This window comes from Bradyrhizobium sp. 172, from assembly GCF_023101065.1.
Taxonomy (GTDB): domain Bacteria; phylum Pseudomonadota; class Alphaproteobacteria; order Rhizobiales; family Xanthobacteraceae; genus Bradyrhizobium; species Bradyrhizobium canariense_D.
Window position 1 is genome coordinate 2211989 of the sequence record NZ_CP064701.1, and the last position, 23551, is coordinate 2235539.

At 64.5% G+C, this 23551-nt stretch carries 23 protein-coding genes; 13 read left to right on the forward strand and 10 right to left on the reverse strand.

What is annotated here, in order from left to right:
- The first annotated feature begins 18 nt into the window (after positions 1-18).
- From IVB07_RS10480 to IVB07_RS10490, 3 genes are all read left to right on the forward strand, one after another.
- Positions 19-240 (forward strand): hypothetical protein, encoded by a 222-nt coding sequence (locus IVB07_RS10480; RefSeq protein WP_026233375.1) that lies wholly within the window; start codon positions 19-21, stop codon positions 238-240.
- Between the two features lie 93 nt (positions 241-333).
- Positions 334-849: a septal ring lytic transglycosylase RlpA family protein gene (locus IVB07_RS10485; protein ID WP_018457463.1), complete on the forward strand. Its 516-nt coding sequence runs from the start codon at positions 334-336 to the stop codon at positions 847-849.
- 111 nt (positions 850-960) lie between these two features.
- Positions 961-1116: a hypothetical protein gene (locus IVB07_RS10490; protein WP_018457464.1), complete on the forward strand. Its 156-nt coding sequence runs from the start codon at positions 961-963 to the stop codon at positions 1114-1116.
- A 19-nt stretch (positions 1117-1135) separates the two neighbouring features.
- On the opposite strand, the gene IVB07_RS10495 is transcribed toward IVB07_RS10490, so the two are convergent.
- The 3 genes from IVB07_RS10495 to IVB07_RS10505 all read right to left on the reverse strand — a co-directional run bounded on the left by IVB07_RS10495 (position 1136) and on the right by IVB07_RS10505 (position 4621).
- Complete coding sequence (locus IVB07_RS10495) at positions 1136-1441, reverse strand: hypothetical protein (RefSeq protein WP_018457465.1); 306 nt, start codon at positions 1439-1441, stop codon at positions 1136-1138.
- A gap of 88 nt (positions 1442-1529) precedes the next feature.
- Complete coding sequence (locus IVB07_RS10500; protein ID WP_018457466.1) at positions 1530-1802, reverse strand: hypothetical protein; 273 nt, start codon at positions 1800-1802, stop codon at positions 1530-1532.
- Between the two features lie 128 nt (positions 1803-1930).
- Positions 1931-4621 carry an alpha/beta hydrolase fold domain-containing protein gene (locus IVB07_RS10505; protein ID WP_247361231.1) on the reverse strand — a complete coding sequence of 897 codons (2691 nt, stop codon included), beginning with the start codon at positions 4619-4621 and terminating at the stop codon, positions 1931-1933.
- A gap of 191 nt (positions 4622-4812) precedes the next feature.
- Here IVB07_RS10505 and IVB07_RS10510 point away from each other — a divergent pair, with 191 nt between their 5' ends.
- A complete protein-coding gene (locus IVB07_RS10510; RefSeq protein ID WP_018457468.1) occupies positions 4813-5058 on the forward strand; it encodes a hypothetical protein in 246 nt (81 codons plus the stop codon).
- Positions 5059-5139: 81 nt separating this feature from the next.
- Positions 5140-6600 (forward strand): carboxylesterase family protein, encoded by a 1461-nt coding sequence (locus IVB07_RS10515; protein ID WP_247361233.1) that lies wholly within the window; start codon positions 5140-5142, stop codon positions 6598-6600.
- Positions 6601-6615: 15 nt separating this feature from the next.
- Here the strand turns inward: IVB07_RS10515 and IVB07_RS10520 are convergent, their stop codons facing one another.
- Entirely contained in the window at positions 6616-6795 is a 180-nt protein-coding gene (locus IVB07_RS10520; protein ID WP_007601069.1) for a hypothetical protein, read from the reverse strand.
- Positions 6796-6953: 158 nt separating this feature from the next.
- Here IVB07_RS10520 and IVB07_RS10525 point away from each other — a divergent pair, with 158 nt between their 5' ends.
- Positions 6954-7751, forward strand: a complete 798-nt coding sequence (locus IVB07_RS10525; protein WP_247294809.1) for a class III extradiol ring-cleavage dioxygenase — start codon at positions 6954-6956, stop codon at positions 7749-7751.
- 44 nt (positions 7752-7795) lie between these two features.
- Here the strand turns inward: IVB07_RS10525 and IVB07_RS10530 are convergent, their stop codons facing one another.
- From IVB07_RS10530 to glgC, 3 genes are read right to left on the reverse strand one after another with little or no spacing between them, the layout of a single operon-like run.
- On the reverse strand, positions 7796-8056 hold the full coding sequence (locus tag IVB07_RS10530) for a SemiSWEET transporter (RefSeq protein WP_018457471.1): 261 nt from the start codon (positions 8054-8056) through the stop codon (positions 7796-7798).
- A gap of 37 nt (positions 8057-8093) precedes the next feature.
- Positions 8094-9548, reverse strand: a complete 1455-nt coding sequence (gene glgA / locus IVB07_RS10535) for a glycogen synthase GlgA (protein WP_018457472.1) — start codon at positions 9546-9548, stop codon at positions 8094-8096.
- On the reverse strand, positions 9545-10807 hold the full coding sequence (gene glgC, locus IVB07_RS10540; protein WP_007613273.1) for a glucose-1-phosphate adenylyltransferase: 1263 nt from the start codon (positions 10805-10807) through the stop codon (positions 9545-9547). Before glgC ends, glgA begins: the two co-directional genes overlap by 4 nt.
- A 335-nt stretch (positions 10808-11142) precedes the next feature.
- On the opposite strand from glgC, the gene IVB07_RS10545 reads away from it, so the two are divergent.
- Positions 11143-11574 (forward strand): hypothetical protein, encoded by a 432-nt coding sequence (locus tag IVB07_RS10545; RefSeq protein ID WP_018457473.1) that lies wholly within the window; start codon positions 11143-11145, stop codon positions 11572-11574.
- A 204-nt stretch (positions 11575-11778) separates the two neighbouring features.
- Here the strand turns inward: IVB07_RS10545 and IVB07_RS10550 are convergent, their stop codons facing one another.
- Positions 11779-11958: a hypothetical protein gene (locus tag IVB07_RS10550; RefSeq protein WP_018457475.1), complete on the reverse strand. Its 180-nt coding sequence runs from the start codon at positions 11956-11958 to the stop codon at positions 11779-11781.
- 202 nt (positions 11959-12160) lie between these two features.
- Here IVB07_RS10550 and IVB07_RS10555 point away from each other — a divergent pair, with 202 nt between their 5' ends.
- Positions 12161-15229 carry an AAA family ATPase gene (locus IVB07_RS10555; RefSeq protein ID WP_247767630.1) on the forward strand — a complete coding sequence of 1023 codons (3069 nt, stop codon included), beginning with the start codon at positions 12161-12163 and terminating at the stop codon, positions 15227-15229.
- Between the two features lie 5 nt (positions 15230-15234).
- Here IVB07_RS10555 and IVB07_RS10560 read toward each other — a convergent pair whose 3' ends face one another.
- Both IVB07_RS10560 and IVB07_RS10565 read right to left on the reverse strand, forming a co-directional pair.
- On the reverse strand, positions 15235-16329 hold the full coding sequence (locus IVB07_RS10560; RefSeq protein WP_026233377.1) for a catalase family protein: 1095 nt from the start codon (positions 16327-16329) through the stop codon (positions 15235-15237).
- A gap of 381 nt (positions 16330-16710) precedes the next feature.
- Complete coding sequence (locus IVB07_RS10565) at positions 16711-17691, reverse strand: ABC transporter substrate-binding protein (protein ID WP_026233378.1); 981 nt, start codon at positions 17689-17691, stop codon at positions 16711-16713.
- Positions 17692-18166: 475 nt separating this feature from the next.
- Between IVB07_RS10565 and IVB07_RS10570 the strand changes: the two genes are divergently transcribed.
- The 5 genes from IVB07_RS10570 to IVB07_RS10590 are packed head-to-tail and all read left to right on the forward strand — an operon-like array spanning position 18167 to position 23360.
- Positions 18167-19270 carry an ABC transporter substrate-binding protein gene (locus tag IVB07_RS10570; protein ID WP_085360713.1) on the forward strand — a complete coding sequence of 368 codons (1104 nt, stop codon included), beginning with the start codon at positions 18167-18169 and terminating at the stop codon, positions 19268-19270.
- Complete coding sequence (locus IVB07_RS10575; protein WP_247294801.1) at positions 19248-20270, forward strand: ABC transporter permease subunit; 1023 nt, start codon at positions 19248-19250, stop codon at positions 20268-20270. Before IVB07_RS10570 ends, IVB07_RS10575 begins: the two co-directional genes overlap by 23 nt.
- Positions 20264-21064: an ABC transporter ATP-binding protein gene (locus IVB07_RS10580; RefSeq protein WP_247767631.1), complete on the forward strand. Its 801-nt coding sequence runs from the start codon at positions 20264-20266 to the stop codon at positions 21062-21064. The genes IVB07_RS10575 and IVB07_RS10580 overlap by 7 nt, the downstream gene beginning before the upstream one ends.
- Entirely contained in the window at positions 21058-22230 is a 1173-nt protein-coding gene (locus IVB07_RS10585; protein ID WP_018457483.1) for an acyl-CoA dehydrogenase family protein, read from the forward strand. The genes IVB07_RS10580 and IVB07_RS10585 overlap by 7 nt, the downstream gene beginning before the upstream one ends.
- Before the next feature lie 29 nt (positions 22231-22259).
- The gene (locus tag IVB07_RS10590) at positions 22260-23360 is read left to right on the forward strand and encodes an LLM class flavin-dependent oxidoreductase (RefSeq protein ID WP_018457484.1); all 1101 of its coding nucleotides are present in this window, start codon (positions 22260-22262) and stop codon (positions 23358-23360) included.
- The last annotated feature ends 191 nt before the right edge of the window (positions 23361-23551 follow it).

Consider the following 23551-nt stretch of genomic DNA (forward strand, 5'->3'; position numbering starts at 1 on the left):
CGCAACCGGATCGGGTTCATGATGTGCACGCTGACACAACGGGAGCTCGACTTTCTCGCCAGCTTGAAGACCGGCTGGCAGCGGCTCTATCGGCGCGAGCTCGCGCGGCTCTCGAGGAGCGGCGCCGAACCTGACGAGGTTCCGCCGGAGACGCGCCCGATCTGGCGCGTCGTATCGGGCTTATCCCACGAGCCTGTCTCGATTCAGGACAAGCCAGTGTGGTGGAATCGCCACAGCTAACCCGAAACGGCTGCGGCCTCAGGCGCGCTTTCGTTCCGACAAGGTTCTGCCCTCATTGCCCACCGAAACTCGGGGCCATTCGGAGGGCGCATCATGTCTTGCTTTGCACGTGCCGAAAATGCCCGGATTTCGCCGGCAAGCCTGTGCCGGATCCTGCTCGCCACCATCGGCGCGGCGTCGCTTGCGGCGTGTGCGCAATCGCCGGTCGGCCACCAGAAGGCCGATCTCGGCACCCACCGCCAGGCCGCTGTCGAACGACCGCACAGGGTGGCGGCGCTGCATCCGCGTCCGATCAGCCGGGCGCGCATCCCCGACGGTGATGCAAAGCAGAGCGTCTCCCACGGCGTCGCCAGTTTCTATTCGGACACGGAGACGGCGAGCGGCGAGAGGTTCGACAAGAACGAATTGACCGCGGCCCATCCCAGCCTGCCGTTCGGCACCAAGCTGCGCGTCACCGATGTCTCATCCGGCCGCTTCGTCACCGTCAGGATCAACGATCGCGGGCCGTATGTTCGCGGACGCGTGGTCGACGTCTCTCCCTCCGCGGCGGAGGCGCTCGGCATGGTCGACAAGGGTGTCACCAATGTCCGGCTCGACGTGGTGCAATAATTTGCGGCTGCATCGATCCGAAGCGCTGTGCTTAACCGGCTGTTAGCCGCCTCAAGCCACCATGGATACCCAATCATTCGGGACTAGATCTAAGCTCTTGGGAGGCGGCGTTTGACCACGATCCAGTATCTCGAAGATCAGGCCGCACGCGCCGAGCGGCTGGCCAAACGGATCACGGATACATTGACGATCGAAAAGCTCCTGACCTTCGCGCACGAACGCCGCCGCGAGATCGAGGTCATCGCCGGCAAGTACCGGCGCGCCTGATTCTCATCCCCATGCGCGCTCAGCTGTGGCTTTCGACGAAGTCGCTGAGATAGTCCGGCAGCGTCATGCCATCAATGTCACAGCGCGCCCGGATCTCGCCGGCGACATCGGTCGAGATGTCCTTCATCCAGTGCTCCAGCGTGTTGAACGAGATGACCTTGATGGGGTCGTTGAAGCAGCCAGCGACGAGCTCGCCGATCGTGGCGTCGAGATCGCTTCGCTCGACGCGAATTTCGGTCGCCTTGTCGAGGCGGTCGATCACCACGAACAGGGTCTGGTCTGCGCCATAGGGCACGACAGGGGCTGGCACGCCGGCTTCAAGCATGTGAGGCACTCACGCCTTCGCTTCCGATCACCATCAACGGGAAAAACCGGCAGAAGGTTCCCGCGCTCAGCCGGTGCTTCTGCGAGGATCAGAGAAATTCGCGCAGCCGCGCCAGCTCCGTGATGTGCTCGGGCGAGAGAATGTCCGTGACCAGCGGCGGTTGCGCGATGGTGCGGATCTCATAGAGATGCCTGGTCGCCGCCGGCTTCGCCATGAACGCCGAGATGCATTCGTCGAGCGTACCCTCGATCACCTGGTAGGACGCTCGGTCCGACCGTCGCTGGTTCGCAAGCGACGGCCATTTATGCAGCACCGCAAGGACACCAAAGTCGACCTTTGAATCCCCAACCACGTCCCCCATCGTCCCGCCTCACGCAAAAAGACCCCGGCACACGATCGTGCGTACCGGGGCCTACACCCATTACTGCATCTCAATGCCTCAGCACCAAACGCGATGACCGGGAAATAGTTCCCGGCAAATGTTTGCTTTCAGCTCGCGGCCGCCGCGATTTTATGGCCCGGGCTGGTGTGCCCGTGGCTGGTCTCATCGCCGCGACCAACTTCGGGCGGAAGCCCGGCAAAGCGCCGCAAGGCCTCGGCCATCTGCACCCGGCTCGGCGCGCCGGTGATGATCACGTCCACCATCGTGAAGGACGAATGGAAATGGCCACGCGCCTTGAGTTGCTCGACCGGGACGCCGGCGGCTGCCATCGCCTCGGCATAGGCGATGCCTTCGTCGCGCAGGGGATCGAATTCGCAGGTGACGACGAAGGCCGGCGGTAGCCTTTCGACCTTGCCGCGGAGCGGCGAGGCGCGTGGATCGGTGCGGTCGGTCGGCGAGCAGTAGAGGTCCCAGAACCAGTACATCAGCGAGCGCGTCAGGAAATAGCCGGTCGCATTGTCGTTGTAGGAGGGGCGGTCGAAGGTGCAGTCGGTGACCGGGCAGATCAGGAGTTGGCCCGCGATCTCAGGGCCGCCGCGATCGCGCGCAAGCTGGCAGGTGACGGCGGCGATGTTGCCGCCGGCGCTCCAGCCCGCGACCAGCACCGGGCCCGGCCTGCCGCCGAGCTCGGCGGCGTGCTCGGCGATCCAGCGCGTCGCCGCATAGCCGTCTTCGGCCGCGGCCGGGAAACGATGCTCGGGCGCATGACGATAGCCGACGCTGACCAGCATCATGCCGGTCCGCCGCACCATGTCGCGGCAGAACGGCTCGTCCGACTGCTCGTCGCCGAGCACCCAGCCGCCGCCGTGGAAATAGACCACCACCGGATGCGGCCCCGGCGTTGCCGGCCGGTATACCCGGTAAGGCAGCGGACCGTCGGCGCCTGTCAGGGTGCCGTCGACGATCTCGCCGATCGGCCGTCCCGCCGGGCGGCCCTTGTTGAACTCGTCGACGAAGGCGCGGGCGCCGAGGGCGCCCATCGACTCGATCGGCGGCAGGTTGAGTGACGCCAGCAGGTTCAGCACCAGCCGCACGTCCGGCTGCAGCCGCACCACCTCGCCGTCATTGCATTGCGCGGCGACGTCGGGGCCGGTCAGCTTGAAGCCGAGCATGCCGCGGCTGACCACCTCGTCGCAGATGCTGCGATAGGGACCGACGCCGCCGGTATAGGGCATCAGGCCCTGCACCTTGCCGGGCACGTTGGCGCCCGTGTACCAGGTGTTGGCGAGCCGGTGCAGCGTCACCATCGAGCAATCGGCCATGTGCCTGTTCCAGCCGGCTTGCGCCGTCTCGCTCGGCTCGATCGTGGTGAAGCCGCCGTCGCGCAATGCTTTGAGCCGGTCGACGACCCAGTCGACATGCTGCTCGATTGACACCGCCATGTTCGACAGCACCGACGGGCTGCCGGGACCGGTGATCATGAAGAAGTTCGGGAAGCCTGCGACGGTGAGGCCGAGATAGGTCTGCGGCCCCTGCGCCCAGACGTCGGTGAGCGACTTGCCGCCACGTCCGGTGATCGGATGCACGGCGCGGATCGCGCCGGTCATGGCGTCGAAGCCGGTCGCGAACACGATCACGTCCACGTCGACGCTGCGCTTGGCCGTCGTGATCCCACTTGCGGTGATCGCCTTGATCGGCTCCTGACGCAGATTGACCAGCGTGACGTTCGGCCGGTTGTAGGTCGCGTAATAGTTGGTATCGAGGCAGGGGCGTTTGGCGCCGAACGGATGATCGTCCGGCATCAGCGCCGCGGCGGTCTCGGGGTCTTTGACGGCGGCGCGGATCTTCTCGCGGATCAGGTCCTGGACGATCTTGTTGCCGTCGATGTCGACCGCCTGGTCGGCCCAGAGCTGGGTCAGGATGTGGACGAGGTCGCCGGCCGCCCAAGCGCGTTCGAACCGCTCACGACGCTCGGCATCGCTTAATTGCCAGCTAACGACCGTCTGCTGCGGATAGGGCACGCCGGCCATCGACTGGCGCGCCTGCTCGCGATAGGCCGCGCGATCGCCTTGCAGCAGGCTCATGCGATCGGACGGCGCGGGACCGTTGTGCGCCGGAAGCGCGAAATTCGGGGTGCGCTGGAACACGGTCAGGTGCGCAGCCTGCTCGGCGATCAGCGGGATCGACTGAATGGCCGACGATCCCGTGCCGATCACCGCGACGCGCTTGCCGCCGAGATGGACGCCGTCATGCGGCCAGCGTCCGGTGAAATAGACCTCGCCCTTGAAGTCCTTCACGCCGTCGATCTCCGGCGGCTTGGGCGCCGAGAGGCAGCCGGTGGCCATGATGTAATGGCGGCAGGAGACCGGCGGGCCATTATCGGTGGTGAGCTGCCAGCGCTCGATCGCCTCGTCCCATTTCGCTTCCGTGACCTTGGTCTTGAAGCGGATGTCACGCCTGAGATCGTAGCGGTCGGCGACGAAGCCGAGATAGCGCAGGATCTCGGGCTGGGTCGCATATTTCTCCGACCAGGTCCATGCGGTCTCGAGGTCGGGATCGAAGGTGTAGCTGTAATCAATGGTCTGGATGTCGCAGCGCGCCCCGGGATATCGGTTCCAGTACCAGGTGCCGCCGACGTCGCCGGCTTCTTCGAGGCCGACCGCCGTCAGGCCGGCCTTGCGTAGCCGATGCAGAAGATAGAGGCCGGCAAATCCGGCACCGACCACGGCAACATCGACCTGCTGGCTGGTTCCGCGCCCCGTGTCCGAGGCACGTGCAGCAACCATTGCATCAGGCATGGCATTTCCTCCCGTGTGTTTTGTTTTGCCCGCAGGCTATCGCTGCAGGTTCGGCTTGTCATCACGGCATGTGCAATCTTCGGTAGCCATTTGCGGCGTCATCATGGCCGCGTGAATGTTGCGGCGGCACACGCATCGCGATGCACAAGGGCCGTGATTTCCCGGGCTAATCAGGGTCGATCCACCTGTGTATGCTCTTGTTTTTGCCACGCGTGCAAACGGGCGTCATGACAGAGTTGAGTGAGCGGACCAAAGCGAACATGGACGTCGTCCTGGAGGAGACGTGCCGCCAACTGCCTCACGGCGGCGATCACGACAGCCGCAGGTTCATCGCCGAGCGGCTGATCGAGGCGGCGCGGTCCGGTCACTCCACGCTCGGCGAGCTCGGCATCATCGCACGGCACGCACTGGCGGAGCTTGCCGCCAAGCGGAGCTAGGCGCAGCCGCGGCGCTTGCTTCGCGGCGGGCCACGGACATAACCTGCCCAAAATCCTTCCGCGCGTCGAGATGCTCCGAAGATGCGGTCCGTGTTCGAGCTTTTTGCGACGTCACTCGTCCTCTGTTGCGCCGGCTCGGTCGTGGCCCAGCCGGTCGGCCAGTTTCCATTTGCGCTGACGCGCGAAGGACAGATGCTTGGCGCCGTCGAAGGCGAGGTGGCCTCGTTCAAGGGGCTGGCCTATGTGGCCGCGCCGCTCGGACCGCTGCGCTGGCGTCCGCCGCAGGCTGCACCCGAGAGTTCGGAGATGCGCACCGCCTATGCCTATGGCGCGCCGTGTCTTCAGCCCTCGCTGCCGGGATCGAGCGAGGATTGCCTCACGCTGAACGTGTTTCGTCCGTTCGGGGTCGACGGCCCGCTACCGGTGATGATGTTCATCCACGACGGCGCTTTCGTCAGCGGCACCGCGAATGATCCGCTGTTCGACGGTGCCAGGCTCGCGCAAGCCGGCCTCATCGTGGTGACCGTGAATTTTCGCCTCGGCGCGTTCGGCTGGCTCAGCGATCCCGCGCTGTCGGAAGGCGGCTCCGGCAATTTCGGCCTGATGGACCAGATCGCGGCGCTGCATTGGGTGCACGACAACATCGCGGCCTTCGGCGGTGATCCCACCAACGTCACCTTGTTCGGCAGTGGCGCAGGCGCAACGTCGATCGCGCTGCTGATGCTGTCGGAGCAATCGCGCGATCTCTTCCAGAAAGCCATTCTGCAATCGATCCCCGGCCGTGCGCGCCTGCGTTCGGCACAAGAGGCCGAAATTGTGGGGCGGCAATTCGTGGCGGTGCTGGGGCGACAGGCCGATTTACGTACAGCCGAACCGCAACGCCTGCTTGCCGTCGAAAAACATTTCCTGGAAAAATCGCCGCGCAGCTTCGCGCCGACGATCGATGGGAGTCTGGTGAGCGAGGAGGTCGCCGCGGGCTTCGCAGCTGGACATGAGAGCCGCATCCCCTTGATCATCGGCTCGAACGACGACGAGACCGGTTTCGACGGCGAGCTGGATATCCGGGAAGAGCTGGCATCGTCAGGCACCACCAGCGATGAGCTGCGCAGGCTCTATCCCGATCTCGCCAGACCTTCGGACCGCGCGGCAAGGTTCTACACCGACAGGGTCTTCTCCGAGCCAGTGAGACTGCTGGCGCGCCTGCATGCCGCCAGCGGTGCGCCGACCTTTCGCTATCGCTTCACCTATGTGCCGGAGGCACGGCGCGCAAACCCCGAGGGCGGTCACGGGCGGGAATTGCAGTTCATCTTCGGCGTCGAAGGCATGCCCGGTGCAGGCATCTTGTCAGGAGCCGATCGCGAGGTCGCAAATCGCATGCGCGCCTACTGGATCAATTTCGCCAGGAGCGGCGATCCCAACGGTGCGGACCTGCCGCATTGGGATTCGGCCGCAGGCAGCGATCGCCTGCTGCTGATCGCGAACGATGGCATCGCGAGCGGAGACGACCCCTGGTCGGAGCGTCTGGACCGGTTCGCGCATTAGAGGGATGAGTTGGACTTAAGCCGCGAGCTCGACGCGCGGCGCCGGGCTTAGCCGGTCTTCCTCCAGATAATCCATCGCGCCGTCTTTCTCGACGGCGTAGAACTGCTGGCCTTCCTTCGACTTGTAGGCGGCGCGAACGACGCCGCGGCGGCCCTTGTCACTGTTGACGACATCCCCCAACGCAAACTTCTTCATTTCACGTCCCTGGCTGCTGGCCGACTCCTTCGGCTACGCCCGGGATTCTGGGCAGCAAATCGTTAACGTCTTGCTAACCATACGGGTTTGCCTATGCTCGCGGCCGATCGCGCGGGCAACTCGCACGCGCATGTTGCCAACGAAACGAGCCTTCGCCCATGGTGCGATTTCCCACCTTCTTCCTGTCGCATGGCGGCGGTCCGTGGCCGTTCATGGAAGACAGGCGGGTGCAATACGCGAAAACCGCCGAGGCGTTCGGCCGGCTGCCACAGCTCTTGCCGGAGAGGCCCAAGGCCGTGCTCGTCATATCAGGACATTGGGAGGCTGACGCCTTCACCGTGTCGACTTCCGCGCATCCGCCGATGGTGTACGATTATCACGGTTTCCCCGAGCACACCTATCACCTCAAATACCCGGCGCCGGGGCGGCCCGAGCTCGCCGCGGAGGTAAAGGCGCTGCTCACGCGCGCGGGTGTTGATTGCCGGGAGGATCCCAACCAGGGGTTCGATCACGGCACCTTCGTGCCGCTCGGGCTGATGTATCCGAACGCCGACATGCCGATCGTGCTGCTGTCGCTGAGATCGAGTTACGATCCGGCCGAGCACATCAGGATGGGGCAGGCGATTGCCTCCCTACGCGACGAAGGCATTCTGATCGTCGGCAGCGGACTCACCTATCACAACATGCGCGGGTTCGGCCGTGCCGAATCGAAGCCGGTCTCGTATGATTTCGAGGCTTACCTGAACGAGGCGATCAGCCACAAGGACGCGGCGCGGCGCAACGCGATGCTGGTTGACTGGGAGAACGCGCCGAGTGCGCGCCTGGCCCATCCGCGCGAAGATCATCTGCTGCCGCTGATGGTGGCCGCCGGCGCCGCCGTCAGCGACACGGGCAAGCGCGTCTTCGTCGACGAGGTCGCGAATGTCGCGATGGCGTCGTATGTGTTTGGCGGGTGATCTTCTCCTCTTCCCGCAAGCGAGGAGAGGTGAAGAAGAGTGGCTCACCCGTATTTCAGCTTCATGAACAGGATGCCGCCGGCGAGCACCATGGTGATGGCGTTCGCGGCGACGAGGGGCGCATCGCCCGACAGCAGGCCATAGACGAGCCAGAGCGCCAGCCCAAGCACCATGACCAGGAACATGCCGAGCGAAATATCGCCGGTGGAGCGGGTCTTCCACACTTTGATGGCTTGCGGCGCGTAGGCCACGGTGGTGCAGGTCGCGGCGGCAAAGCCGATCAGCTTGATCAAGAACGGGTCCATGGCGGCTCTATAGCATTGATTCGAGGATGGTCGCGCCTCAGGCGCGCGCGGTCATGAGGCCGCGATAGAGCGCGGCATAGTCACCGGCGCGGTTGCGCCAGGACACGTCGGTCGCAAGGCCGCTCAGTTGCAGCCGGCGCCAGGTCAGCTTGTCGTGGAAGGCGATGTTGGCCTTGCGCAGCGTGCCGGCGAGGGCATCCGCGGTGACGGGTGCGAACTTGAAGCCGGTGGCATCGCGGCCTGATTTATCGGCCTCGCCGATATCGACGATGGTATCCTCGAGGCCGCCGACCCGCGAGACGATGGGCACGGCGCCGTAGCGCAACGCGCAGAGCTGGGTCAGGCCGCATGGCTCGAACCGCGAGGGCACGATGAGCGCGTCCGAGCCGGCCTGGATCAGATGCGCCATGATCTCGTCGTAGCCGATCACGACCCCGATCCGGCCAGGGTTCGCGCGCGCTACGGCCTGATAGCGATCCTGGAGATCGCGATCGCCGCTGCCGAGCAAAGCGAGCTGCATGCCTTCGCGCAAAATGGTCGGAATGGCTTCGAGCAGGAGATCGAGCCCCTTCTGCCACGACAGGCGGCTGATGACGCCGAGCAATGGCGCTTCGTCCGAGGAATCCAGATTGAACTGTTGCTGAAGCACCGCCTTGTTCGCGGCCCGGAACGTGAGGTCCTCCGCGCCGAAGCGGTAGGCGATGTGCGGATCTTCTTGCGGATTCCAAACGGATACATCGATGCCGTTGAGGATTCCGCTCAGCGCGTTCGCGCGGGCGCGAAGCAGGCCGCCGAACCCCATGCCGCCCTCGTCGGTCTGGATCTCCTGCGCATAGGTCGGCGAGACCGTGGTGATGCGATCGGCGAATTGCAGGCCGGCCTTCAAGAAACTGATGCCGCCGAAATATTCGAGGTCGTTGACGCCGTAGGCGCGCCACGGCAGGCCAATCGAACCAATCAGCTCGGGCACGAACTTGCCCTGATAGGCCATGTTGTGGATGGTCATCACGGTGGCCGGCCGCGGCCGATTGTCATAGTGCAGATAGGCCGGCGCGAGCCCGGCCTGCCAGTCATGGGCATGCACCACGTCGGGCACGAAGGCGGGAACGAGGCCGTGGCCGATATCGGCCGCGATGCGCGAGAGCGCGGCGAACCGCACGCCATTGTCCGGCCAGTCGACGCCTTCGGGCGTCACGTAGGGGTTGCCAGGCCGTGCGTAGAGATGCGGCACGTCGAGCACGAACAGATCGAGGCCGTCATGCGAGCCGGCGAGCAGACGTCCGGGTCCGCCGAAATAATCCGGCCAGCGCCGGATTTCGTCGGCTCCCCCCAGCACCCGCATCACGTCAGGATAGCCTGGCATCAAGGTGCGCATCTCGACGCCATGCGCCTTGAGCGCAATCGGCAGCGCGCCCGCGACATCGGCGAGACCGCCAGTCTTGACGATGGGATAGACTTCAGAGGCGACCGCGAGGACGCGAACAGGCGTCATGTATTGAGCCTGTCGAGCATCGGCTGGGTGATGAGCGAAATGCCCTGCTCGGTGGTGCGGAAGCGTCTTGCGTCCAGCTCGGGATCTTCGCCGACGACGAGCCCTTCCGGGATCTCGACGCCGCGATCGATCACGACGTTCTTCAGGCGCGCGCCGCGGCCGACATTGACATAGGGCATGATCACGGCGTTCTCGACATTGGCGTAGGAGTTGACGCGCACGCCGGTGAACAGCAGTGAGCGCCGCAGCGAGGCGCCGGAAATGATGCAGCCGCCCGAGACCAGCGAGCTCACGGCCTGGCCGCGCCGGCTCTCCTCGTCGTGGACGAATTTTGCCGGTGGTGTGATCTCGGAATAGGACCAGATCGGCCAGGCGCTGTCGAACAAATCGAGCTCGGGCACTACGTCGGTGAGGTCGATATTGGCGGCCCAATAGGCGTCGACCGTGCCGACGTCGCGCCAATAGGCGCGGGGGTCGCTGCCCGAGCGAACGCAGGAGGTCGAATACTGGTGCGCCATGGCGCGGCCGTTCTTGACGAGGTAGGGGATGATGTCCTTGCCGAAATCGTGGTTGGAATTCGGATCCTCGGCGTCGCGCTTGAGCTCTTCGAACAGGAATTTTGCGTCGAACACGTAGATGCCCATGCTGGCGAGCGAAACGTCCGGCTTGCCCGGCATCGGCGGCGGATCTTTCGGCTTTTCCAGGAACTCTTTGATCCAGCCGTTCTCGTCGATATGCATGATGCCGAAGCCGGAAGATTCCTGGCGCGGCATCTCCAGGCAGCCGACGGTGACGTCGGCGCCGCTGTCGACGTGCTGGCGCAGCATCACCTCGTAATCCATTTTATAGATATGGTCGCCGGCGAGAACGACGATGAAGCGGCAGGCGTGGGATTCGATGATGTCGATGTTCTGGTAGACTGCATCGGCCGTGCCGACATACCACATGTTTTCGGAGACGCGCTGGCTCGCCGGGAGGATGTCGAAGCTCTCGTTGCGCTCGGGGCGGAAGAAGTTCCAGCCCATCTGAAGGTGCCGGATCAGGCTGTGCGCCTTGTACTGGGTGGCGACGGCGATGCGGCGGATGCCCGAGTTCACCGCGTTCGACAGCGCGAAATCGATGATGCGGGATTTTCCGCCGAAATAGACCGCAGGCTTGGCGCGACGGTCGGTCAGCTCCAGCAGCCGGCTGCCGCGTCCGCCGGCCAGGACAAACGCCAGCGCCTGACGGGCAAGCGGCTCGGGTCTCGCGGCACTCATGTCATCCTCCCACAACTCTTGCGCTCGCGAGAAGCCTCCCGGCCGCGCTCATTTGGAACCGATAGTAACGGCACGAATAGTAAATCGGGAAGGTGGTTGTTGGTTGCGAATGCGCCGGAAGCTTAATGCTTTGCCGCCGTGATCGGGCCCCAGGCACCGTCCTGCCGGTGTCACTCGCGGCAAGGTTGTCGAGCCCGTCAGGTACCGGTTGATCAGAATGGAGGCATGCGTCTTGTGCGGTGCACGCAAAACTCGAGGCTTTGACCTCGCGCCAGGATGCCCGATGATGGCGCTGCGATCCATGTCCAAGCCAAACGTCAGAAAGGAGTAAGACGATGAGGGTCTGGAAAACGGCAGTCGCCGGTTCGCTCGCCGCCGCGGTCATGGCGGGGGGGATTCAGCAGGCGGCGGCGGCTCCGCTGCCCACCAATGTCGCAACCATGAAGGCCGCCGTCGGCGACGATGTCACGCAGGTGCACTGGCGCGGCCGAGGTTTTGGATGGGGTCTCGGCGGCCTTGCCGCTGGCGCGATCATCGCAGGTGCCATCGCCAGCAGCGCGCCCTATGGCTATGGCTACTATGGCGGCGGGCCCTATTATGGCGGCTACGGATACCCGGGCTACGGCTATGGTTATGCGCCGGCCTATTACGGCTATGGTCCGGCCTATGCTTATCCGCGCTACTATCGGCCTTACCGCCCGTATTTCGGCCCTCGTTACGGCTACTACCGGCCGTATTACCGGCACTATCACCGCGCGTATTGGTGATCGATCAAACGGGCGGACCCGCTCGCCGCAGGGCGACGACGCTGAAGAGGTTTGAGGGCCGCTGAATGCAAGCGGCCCGATCGGCTTGCGCGCGCTGAACCCGGTGATGCGGCACGACGAGCCGGCCATGCCCGCCCACGACAATCCCGATGCAGATCGCGACGATGATCGCGATCTCGATGCACCATTCGAGCGGTCCCGAGCTCATGGCAGCGCGATGGCGTTGGCGAGATCGAACTCGGACAGGCCCGGGCCGCCGCACGCAAGGTAGATGGCGACGAGGAAGATGCGGCTGAGGACGGTGAGGCCCAATATGACCCTGATGTCGTAATGGCGAATGGCAAAAGCGAGAGGCGAGATCGCCAGATGTTTTAGAATGCTCATGGCCAACTCCTTGCCAAAATTCAGGCATCGACTGCCTGCCGACTGAAATGACAGCGTGATGAAAAGGCCGTCCGACGCCTTGCCGGCGTCTCTGAAATGGACAGGCCAATGCTAGTGCCGGCGCAGGGCGCAGGTCTTTATCGCGTCCTTACATTTGGCTGAGCTTTCCCTTAAGATGGGCGAGCATCCGGGGGTCTGAGCCGTGCGTAGAGACGCGCTTGCCTTTGGTGAATTCCGCCTCGACCGTGCCAACGCGCTGTTGTGGCGAGGCGGGGAGCGGATCGCGCTGGCGCCGAAGCCGTTCGAGGTTCTTTGCTATCTCGTCGGTCGGCCCGGTGAGCTCGTCACCAAGGAAGAGTTGCTCGACGCGGTCTGGTCCGATCTGCACGTCAGCGAGTCGAGCCTCGCCGTTGCCGTGAACGCGCTACGCTCGGTGCTCGGCGACGACAGGCAGTCCCCCAATTACATCGAGACGGTCACGCGGCGCGGCTATCGTTTCATTGCGCCGGTCGCGACCGCCGACTTGCCTGCGATCGAGCGGGCGCCCGAAGAAGAGACCGCTTCCGTCACGGAGCAGGTCGTCGATCGACGCCGGCACTGGAGTGGGCGCACCGGGGCACTCGACACGCTGGAGAAGGCATTGCAACTCGCTCGCACCGGACAGCGTCAGGTCGTCTTCATCACCGGCGAGGCCGGGATCGGCAAGACCACCCTCTTGCAAATGACGCTCGACAGGATGAACCAGCAGGGACTGGGCGTGCTGCATTGTAGCTGCAACGAGTTGTTCGGCACCCATGAGGCCTTTCTTCCGCTGATCGGAGCGCTGAACGAGTGCTGCCGTCGCACCGATGGAGCATCGCTGCTGACGTCCATCCGCGAGCACGCGCCGACCTGGCTCGCGCAGATGCCCGGTTTCCTCGGCGAAGCAGAGCGGGCCACATTCCAGCATGAGGTCTTTGGCGCAACGCGGGAGCGCATGCTGCGCGAATTTTCCGATCTCATGGAACATCTCGCTGTCACGCGACCATGGGTGATCATCCTGGAAGATCTGCATTGGAGCGACTTTGCCACCGTGGATGTGCTCTCCCGGCTGGCGCGGCGGGATCGGAGGGCTTCTATCCTCGTGCTCGCCACCTACCGGCCGATGGAAGTCGCCGTCGGCGGACATCCTATCCGTGCCGTTCATCAGGACTTGCGGATTCACGGACACGCCACCGAGCTCGCGCTCGATCGACTGACCGGCACCGACGTCGAACGCTATCTGTCCCTGCGCTTCAACTCGGCCGATTTTGCCAGAGAGCTGGTCGAGCGCATCTTCGCGCGAACCGGCGGGCATCCTCTGTTCGTGTCGTCTCTGCTCGATCATCTCGTGGCGCAGGGTGCACTGGTCGAGCACGAATTGGGCTGGCGGCTGGTCAGCGAAGACGCGGCCTCGCATGACAGCATGCCGCGCGATCTGGAAGGAATGATCAAGCAGCAGATCGATCACCTCACCGAAGACGAGCGCTGCCTGCTCGAGGTCGCCAGTGCGGCGGGAGCGGAGTTTTCCGCGCTCCATATCGCCGGTGCGCTGGACCGTCCCGTGCTGGATGTCGAGCAGATGTGCGAGGACCTGGCACGGACCGATCGCATTATCGTCGGGGCCGGCATGACCGAGTGGCCGAACGGAAGCGTCTCCGGTCGCTATGCGTTCCAGCACGCGCTTTACCAGGAGATCCTCTACCAGCGGCTCGCACCAGCGCGCTGCGCGAAAACCCATGCGCTGCTTGGGGCGGGGCTCGAGCAGGGCTATGGGCCGCAGGCTGCGGAGATCGCCGCCGTTGTCGCGCGCCATTTCGAACTGGGCCGTGATTTCCCGAAAGCGATGCATTATCTGGGCGCGGCGGCCGAGGGCTCGGCGCGAAGGTTCAGCACGCGCGAGGCCGCCAATTACCTGTCCCGCGCCTTGGAGCTGGTGCCGCATCTGCCGCCGGAATTTCGGGTGACGACACGTCTGAAGTTGCTGCTTCAGCGCGCCTGGGCCTGGCGGGCCAGTGGAGATTTCCTGAATTCCCTGCAGGATCTCAGCGCTATCGTGGCGCACGCGGCGGAGAACGGGCACGTGCGCGAAGAGGTGAACGCGCTGGTCGATCTCAGCAGATTCTGTCTTTACGTCGATCGGCGCCAGAGCCTGCCTGTTGCGGAACAGGCCCTTATCAAAAGCAGGGCGATCGACGACGCCGCATTCAGCGCTCTGGTCCAGGGCAACGTTGCCAATCTGAAGCTGATGCTCCGCGGCTGGGATCGTGAGAATGCGGACCTTGCCGAGCGTGCGTCAGCACTGATCACCGGAGAGCAGGATCTGAGCATGCGGCTGCGACGCTGCTCGATGGAAATGGTGCTGGAGTTTCTGCGCGCGAATTATCCGGCCTGCTGCGATGCGACGACCAGGGGAAAGGAGCTCGCCCGCCTGGTCGGTGACGTCTATCTATTCGTGCTTTATGAATCGGTCGAGGCGTTTGCCCAGATTTATCTCGGCGAATGGGGCCAGGCGCAACGAAACCTCGTCTCCGCGTTGGCTATCTCGGAGCGGAATGCAAATCCGCAGGCCGTCGCGCTGTGTCATCTCGCGATCGGATGGCTGTACTCCGAGGCGGAGGAATATGGCAGCGCGTCACGGCGTGCGGAGGATGCGCTCGGCCCGATGATCGAGGCCAATCCGTTCACCTTCTTCGTTGGCAGGAATCTGCTGGCGCGAGCTTATGTCAGGATGGGCGACCTGGCTCGGGCGCGGCAGCATCTCGATGCGATGGAGCGGCGAATGGAGGTCGACCGGGTGCCGATGGAGTCGCTGGTCATCCCCCATTATCTGCTGACTTGCTGCGACTATTGGATCGCGATCGGCGATCTGGACCGTGCCCAGGGCTCGGCCAGCCAGTTTCACGAGGTGACGAGCGCGGCACCTGACCGGCCGTTTCTCGCGCTGTGCTACGAGGCCATGGCGAGAATTGCGATGCTGAAGCACGATGCGCAACTCGCCGGCGGGCATCTGTCGGCGGCCATGTCGATCCTCCGCCATGCCAGGTTGCCGCATGCCACCTGGCGGGTTTACCGCACTACCGCGGGGCTCTATGAGAGCCTCGGACAAGCGCAAAGGGCTGCCAAGTGGCGGGACCGCTCCTGCCAGGTGATCGCATCGCTGGCAGAGACGCTTGATCCCAATGATCCGCTGCGCTCGGCATCCTTTTTCGACGCAGGCCGGGACACCGGGCCCGATATTGCGGGACGCTGATCGGCTCAATCCGGCAGGTCCGCGATCTCTCGCGGTTCGCCGGGCCGTTGCTTGACCTTGAATTGATTCTGCTGCTGCCGCAGCGTGCGGGAGGCACGGTAGGCATCCCTGCGCAATCGCATGATCGAGCCGAGCGGCTGATGCGCGGCGAGACATCGCCATGGATCGAACGAAAGCACCTCGTCGGAATAGACGCGACGCGCGGGGCTGTCGGCGGTCTGGCGCGGAAGCGTGATCTTGCCGAGTGCTTGCGGCGGCGCGACGTCTTCAGGCCAGTCGATCGAGGCATCTTCGATCGGTGTTCGCTCGAGGTCGGTGCAGAGCTGGGCGAATAATTCGTACTCGGCCGCATTATCCTTGAAGAAGGCAACGACGCTGTTCAGCACGGCATCATCGGCATCGTGGCAGGGTCGGCCGGTGAGTTGGCGAACCGACGCCGACATCGGCATCAGGCGAAGCCTTGCGATATAATCGCCAAACCGCAATGCACCCTCGGTGTGAAAGGTCTCTCCGAGGATGTTGCTGCCGGCATCACCGAGCGCTTTCAAGACGATCGGGATCGGAATGCCTGTTCTGTCCGATGCGGCGACCAGGGCGCGCGCCAAAAAGCCTATGGGTCCGTACGCCAGATCAGGCAGGAACAGGGTGTGCTCGACCTTGTGCTGTGCGCGCATATAGGCCATCGCATCCGCGAAATAGCTGGGGTGATTGACGAGCAGGAGATCCTGGTTCGTCGAATCGTCGTCGCCGAGCGCCTTAGCCCCCGTCACACCCAAAACCTTGATGGCAAACCCTCGCGGCGAACGTACACGATCGCTCCTGTTGAATGCGGTGGAGAGGCGGACGATGATCGGGAAGTGGCCAGCCTGCTTGAACAGGCCTTGGCGCAGATGATCCGGCAAATTGTCGTAGACGATCAGCTCGCCCCGGAGATAGCCGGCGCCCTTGGCGTGCTGCTGCCGGGTCCCATGCTTGTTTTTGCGAAAAGTGCGATCACTCGTTCGCGAAATCGAAGCAACGATCTCCTCGACCGCCGCCGCTTCCTCCGGCAGGATGTGTTCGACGGACGGATCGTAACGAAGATACTGATCGGCTGACATGGCGCTGATCTCCAGCCCGAAGGTCGCCTTCCCATTGCAAGCGTCGACGGCCGCAGGGCGGATCACTGTAAGCCCGTCCAGTCGGGATCGGCAACCCGAGAGCGAGTTGTGATTGCCTGGACAAGCCGCGGGATGAGGCATCCTGTTACCGACGCGATCACAGGGTCGATGCTAGGCCAGCGGCGTCTCGTAAGTCCTTATGGGTTCCTTATGTTGTCCTGATTTTTTCCTTAAGGCCGGGCCGGCGAGCGGGGGTCCTGGCTGGCGTCTAAAGCGACAGCCACACGATCAGGCTCATGCAGGCCAAATGCGCGAGTAAGATCGCGGCGAGATGCAGCGGGCCAGCGTTGAGACGGAGCCCGCGCATCCCGCCGCCTCCGCCTAGTTCGATCCCGCGGCCGCAGCGGTGAAGCTGCGGTCGACGGCTTTGCTGACGTCGAGCTTCTTCGGCAGGATGCCGTAGCGCGTCGAGCGGTCGGAGGCTTCCTGCACCTCCTTCACGACGTTCTCGTCGATCGGAATCGGGCTGGTGCGCTGCGCGGTGTAGGCCGAGAGCAGCACATCCTCCGGCAGCTTGGTCAACTCGGCCGTGCTCTTGGCGTACTCGCCGAGATGATCCAGCGACCACAGCCGCGCCTTGTTCAGCCGCTGCACGAGGTCCTGCACCGCTGCGCGCTTGGTGGCGATGGCGTTGTCGGAAGCGACGATGAAGGTGATGGTCGGCGTCAGGCCCTCGCCATTGGCGATGACGCGGGCCTTGTCCTTGAGCGTCGCGAACGAGACGTAGGGCTCCCACACCGCCCAGGCGTCGATCGAGCCCGCAACCAGCGCGATCTTGGCGTCGACCGGGCCGAGCGGCGCGAAGGTCGCGTCCTCCAGCCTGATCTGCGCCTTCTCCAGCGTGGCGTCGATCAGAAACTGGCCCCAGCCGCTGCGCGTGCCGGCGAGGCGTTTTCCCTTGAGGTCGGCGGCCGATTTGATCGGGGAATCCTGGCGCACGAGGATGGCTTGTGTCTTGGCATCCGACCTTGTGCCGCCGATCGCCTTGATCGGCGCGCCGGCCGCGTAGACGGAAAGGAACGAAAGGTCGCCGGTATAGCCGACGTCGAGCGCGCCGGCGTTGAGCGCCTCCAGGATTGGAGCTGCCGCGGGGAATTCCGACCACTCGATCTTGTAAGGCAGATCCTTCGCGTAGCCCGAGATCTCGAGCAGCGAACGATTGCCGCCCTTCTGGTCGCCGACCCGCAGCACGACGGCATCGGCTGCGAACGACGCCGCGGCCGTCGACAGGGTGATGGCGGCGGCAAGCAGCGATGCAGCGAGCCGGCGCGCGATGGAATGATCGAGGGAGTTGATGCTCATGTGGCCTGTCTTGTTGCTTTGCCCACGACGCGTGAGCGAACGATGCATCGAGACGATCAAGTCTATGGCCGCATGATGCGCGGTCAATGAAATGGCTAACCGTATTGCGCGCGCGATCGGCAAGGACGTTTCAGCGAGGCGCCGATTTCGAGAACGTGCGGTATGCGCCACTGATGCTGCGCAAAAATGAAGCAGGAGAGGGAGTAGCCCCGTGCTCCGTCAATCGATCCATCGGCGGAAATCCTTTCGTCGTCCTCGCACGCACCGGTGGAGAGAATGACTTCGCTTCGTGCCACATTCGAAATTCCATTTCATTGACGATACGGCGAACGCGCCGCATGATTTGCGCATCGCATCAAGGCACCGAGCAGGCGCCGGCGAAAAGATTTTCTCTCGACGCAGGTCCGCACGGAACAGGCGCAACGCAAGCTGTTGTGCCGATGGCGGAGCCGTGCCAGCGCAGGAGTGGAGACGGATGAACGACGACGACAAGCGCGACGGATCGAGGCTCGACCGGCGCCATTTGCTCCAGGCGGGATTAGCTGCGGCATTCGCTGCGCCGCTCGGTGCCTTCGGTGCGGCACAGGCCTTTGCGCCGCGGACAATCGCGCCCGGCGTCGATCTCTCGGAGTTTCCGCTGTGCCGGACTGCGTCGGATGTGCCCGCGCTCACCGGCGCGCCGCGCAAGCTCAAGCTATCCTGGAACGCGGGCGCGGTCTGTCTCGCCCCGGTGCCGGTCGCCATCGAGCACGGCTTGTTCCAGAAGCATAATCTCGACATCGAGCTCATCAATTATTCCGGTTCGACCGACCAGCTGCTCGAGGCCATCGCAACCGGCAAGAGCGATGCCGGTCTCGGCATGGCGCTGCGCTGGCTAAAGCCGCTGGAGCAGGGCTTTGACGTCAAGATTGCCGCCGGCACCCACGGTGGCTGCATGCGGGTCCTGACCCGCGCCGATTCCAGCGTGAGCAAGCTTGCCGATCTCAAGGGCAAGATCGTCGCGGTCGGTGATCTCGGCGGCCCAGACAAGAATTTCTTCTCCATTCAGCTCGCCAAGCTCGGTATCGATCCGAACAAGGATGTCGACTGGCGCGCCTATCCCGGCAACCTTCTCAACGTCGCCGTCGAGAAGGGCGAGGTGCAGGCATTCCTGTCGTCCGACCCGCTGGGTTATCTCTGGCTCAAGGACAGCCAGTACAAGGAGGTCGCCTCCAATCTCGATGGCGAGTATCGCGACAAGAGCTGCTGCATCCTCGGCCTGCGCGGCAGCCTGGTGCGCGAGGAGCCGCTGGTCGCGCGCGCCCTGACGCAGGCGCTGCTTGATGCCGCGATGTTCACCGCGCAAAATCCGTCTGTGACGGCGAAATCGTTCCAGCCTTACGCGCCGAAGACGGCGTCGCTCACGGATATCGAGGGCATGGTGCGCTACCACACTCATCACCATCACCCCGTCGGCGAAGTGCTAAAGCGCGAGCTCAAGGCCTATGCCGACGATCTCAAGAGCGTGCAGGTGTTCAAGCAGAGCACCGATACGGCCAGATTCGCGGAGCGCATCTATGTCGACGTATTCGCTGTCTGACGGCCTTGCCTCCGGCGCGCCGCGCCTCTCGCGCGCACCCTGGCTGACGAGCTGGGTCCGGGACTCCGGTGCCGGCATTCTCGCCAGCGTGGCGTGGATTGCCTTCGGCCTGTCCTGCCTGTGGTGGGAGGACGTCGGCGACTGGTCGCGGACCCATTCGCTCGGCATTGCCGCGTTTGTCATCGCAGCGATCGCGTTGTTCGGGACGGTCGGCGCCGATTACCTCGGTTCGACGGGCCGGGCCTTGCGCCAGCGCGCGCCGTGGCTCGTCGTGCTCGGCGTTGTCCTGACCCTGTGGGAAGTCGCGACGGCAAAATTCGCCTGGCTACCGTTGCCGTTCTTTCCGCCGCCGCAATCGATCATCGAGGTCTACACCGACGATCTGCCAAAACTGCTCGACAGCGTGTTCGCCTCGGTCAAGCTCCAGCTCGGCGGCTATCTGATCGGCGCGACGGTCGGCTTCCTGACCGGCGTCTCGATCGGCTGGTCGCGCGCGGTCGGCTATTGGGTGCATCCGGTGCTGCGCTTCATCGGCCCGTTGCCGGCGACCGCCTGGCTGCCGATCGCCTTCTTCACCTTTCCGTCGAGCTGGAGCGCATCGAGCTTTCTGATCGCGCTGGCAACCGGCTTCCCGGTCACCGTGCTGACTTGGTCGGGTGTCGCGAGCGTGAGCAACGCATATTACGACGTCGCGCGGACGCTCGGGGCGAAGCCTTCCTTCCTGGTGCTGAAGGTCGCGATCCCCGCGGCCTTGCCGCACGTTTTCGTGGGCCTGTTCATGGGGCTCGGCTCGTCCTTTGCCGTGCTCGTCGTCGCCGAGATGATCGGCGTCAAGGCAGGGCTCGGCTGGTACCTGCAATGGGCGCAGGGCTGGGCCGCCTATGCCAACATGTATGCGGCGCTGATCGTGATGTCGTTGCTCTGCTCCGGCGCGATCACGCTGCTGTTTGCGATCCGCGATCGCCTGCTGGTTTGGCAAAAGGGGACAGTGAAATGGTAGCCACAACCGCACTGGCTGACTTCGACGCTCACCCGGCGGCCGGTGCCGCGCTCGACATCGAGCAGGTCAGCCACGCCTTCGACATCGACGGCGCCGAGCTGCCGGTGCTCAGCGACGTCAGCATCTCCGTCGAGCCGGGCGAGTTCGTTGCGCTGCTCGGCCCCTCCGGCTGCGGCAAGTCCACGCTGCTGCGCCTCGTCGCAGGCCTCGACAAGCCCCGGTCCGGAACGCTGCGCGAGGACGAGGCGCGCATCACGCGACCGCACCCGTCGCGCGTCGTCGTGTTCCAGGATCCCACCTTGTTTCCTTGGCGCACGGTCTGGGACAACGTCGCGCTCGGGTTGGAGGCGCAGGGCATCTTGAAGAGCCAGCGTCATCGCGTCGATGCCGCGCTCGATCTCGTCGGGCTATCGTCCTTCCGCAATGCCTATCCGCACCAGCTCTCGGGCGGCATGGCGCAGCGCGTCGCGCTGGCCCGCGCACTGGTCAATGATCCCAAAATCCTCATCCTCGACGAACCGCTCGGTAAGCTCGACTCGCTGACCCGCATCACCATGCAGGCCGAGCTGGTCTCACTGTGGCAGCGCAAGGGTTTTACCACGCTGCTGGTGACGCATGACGCCGAGGAGGCGCTGGTGCTCGCCAACCGCGTCATCGTGTTCAGCGACCGCCCGGCGCGTGTGAAGGCAGACATCCGTGTCGACCGGTCCTATCCGCGCCATCGCGGCGATCCGTATCTGGTGGATTTGCGCCGCCAGATCCTTGGCCTGCTCGGATTGGACGCCACATGGTGACTTCGATCGCCAAGGGCCGCGCGGCGCATCACGAGCCCGACTACATCGCACGTGCCGAGGCGCTGGCCGAGGCTTTCGCCGCCCGCGCGGCCGAGCACGATCGCACCGGCAGCTTCCCGTTCGAGAACTTTCGCGAGCTTTCCGAAGCAGGCCTGCTGTCGCTGACGGTGCCTGCCGCCCATGGCGGGGCCGGAGCTGGCGCACGATACGCCGCCCGCGTCCTCGGCATCATCGGCAAGGCCGATCCGTCGACAGCGCTGGTGCTGTCGATGCACTACATCAACCATCTGGTGATGGCACGGAGCCCGACCTGGCCGGCGCGGCTGTCGCGCAAGCTCGCGCGCGAGAGCGTCGAAGGCCTTGCGCTCGTCAATGCGCTCCGCGTCGAGCCCGAACTGGGCTCGCCTGCGCGCGGCGGCCTGCCCGCGACCATTGCACGTCGGACCGAGACCGGCTGGCGGCTCTCGGGGCACAAGATCTATTCGACGGGATCGCCGATCCTGAAATGGTATCTGGTCTGGGCGCGGACGGACGAAGCCGAGCCGCGCGTTGGACAGTTCCTGGTGCCGGCGGGCCTGCCAGGCACGCGCATCGTCGAGACATGGGATCATCACGGCCTGCGGGCCAGCGGCAGCCACGACGTCATCTTCGAGGACGTCGTGATACCCCTCGATGCCGAGATCGATGTGCGCGAGCCGGCGGACTGGCGCGCACCTGATGTGGCGCAGGCGACGGTCCACACGATCTTTGTCGCCGCGATCTATGACGGCGTTGCGCGGGCTGCACGCGACTGGCTGGTCGGGTTCCTGAAGCAGCGGGTCCCTGCCAGCCTGGGCGCGCCGCTTGCGACCTTGCCGCGGGCGCAGGAGATCCTTGGCGCGATCGAGGCGCGGCTCATCGTCAATGCACGGCTGATCGCATCCTTTGCCGGTGATTTCGATGACGGTGTCGCGCTTTCCGCGGCCGAGTCCAACGTCATCAAGCTGGCCGTCACCAATAACGCCGTCGCCGCGGTCGAGAATGCCTTGTCGCTGACCGGCAATCACGGCCTGTCCCGCGCCAATCCGCTGGAGCGGCACTATCGCGACGTCCTGTGCGGTCGCGTGCACACGCCGCAGGACGATTCCACGCGCACCGGCCTCGGCCGTGCCGCATTGGGCCTCTAGCCTGCCGCCAAACATTCAGGGAGAACATCATGTCGGTCGAGTTCATCGGCTTTATCGCCAACAGCAATGCTTCCGAGACCATCGTACGCCAGGGCCCGGTGCTCGATGCCGCCTATATCGAGACGGTGGCGAAGGCGCATGAGCTCGCGGGTTTCGATCGTGCGCTGCTGGCGTTCCATTCAACCACGCCCGATGCGCTCCAGGTCGCACAGCATGTGCTGACCATCACCAAATCGTTGAAAGTGATGATCGCGCAGCGACCGGGCTTTACCGCGCCGACGCTGCTCGCGCGGCAGCTTGCGACGCTTGACCAACTCTATGGAGGCCGCGTCTCGCTCCACGTCATCACCGGCGGCAATGCAGCCGAGCTTAGGCAGGACGGCAATACGCTCGACGACAAGGACGAGCGTTACGCCCGCACCAGCGAGTTTCTCGACGTGGTGAAGCTGGAATGGACCAGCGAGAAGCCGTTCAACTACAGCGGAAAGTACTACAACGTCGAGAACGGTTTTTCGCAGGTGAAGCCGCTGCAGAAGGCCGGCATCTACACCTTCGTCGGTGGTGGCTCTGACGCTGCGATCGACGTCGCGGGCAAGCATGCCGACACCTTTGCGCTGTGGGGTGAATCCTATGCGCAGGTGCGCGACGTCACCTCGCGGGTTCACAATGCGGCCGTCAGGCAGGGCCGTCGGACGCCGCGCTTCAGCCTCTCGGTGCGGCCGATCATCGCTCCGACCGAGAAGCAGGCCTGGGAAAAGGCGGACGAGATTCTTGCGCGCGCCACCGCGCTCCAGGACAAGACCGGCTATCGCAAGCCCGCCGACGGCCATGCCACCGCTGGCGCGCGGCGTCTGCTCTCGCTCGCCGACCAGGGCAGCCGCATCGACAAGCGGCTGTGGACCGAGATCGCAAAGCTCACCGGCGCCAACAGCAACACCACCGCGCTGGTCGGCACGCCCGAGCAGGTCGCCGAGGTCTTCGGCGACTATTGCGACCTCGGCGTCAGCCATTTCCTGATCCGCGGCTTCGATCCGCTTCCCGATGCCATCGAGTATGGCCGTGAGCTGATCCCGCTGACGCGCGAGCTGATCGCCAAGCGCCAGCCTGTTCGCGGCGAGGCGGCGGAATGATCCGTCTCATGCTGGCCGACGCGATAATGTTCGGCTGGTCGCGGACGAGCAGAGCGAAATCGACCTCTACCTTCACTGGGGTCTGATCAAGCAGAAGCTCGAGGCGGCCGAGATCGCTACTGCGCAGAGCCGGGACCCATGCCGCACAGATGCTCCCGGTGAGATAGGCCCCGGCTCAGCAGCGTACCACT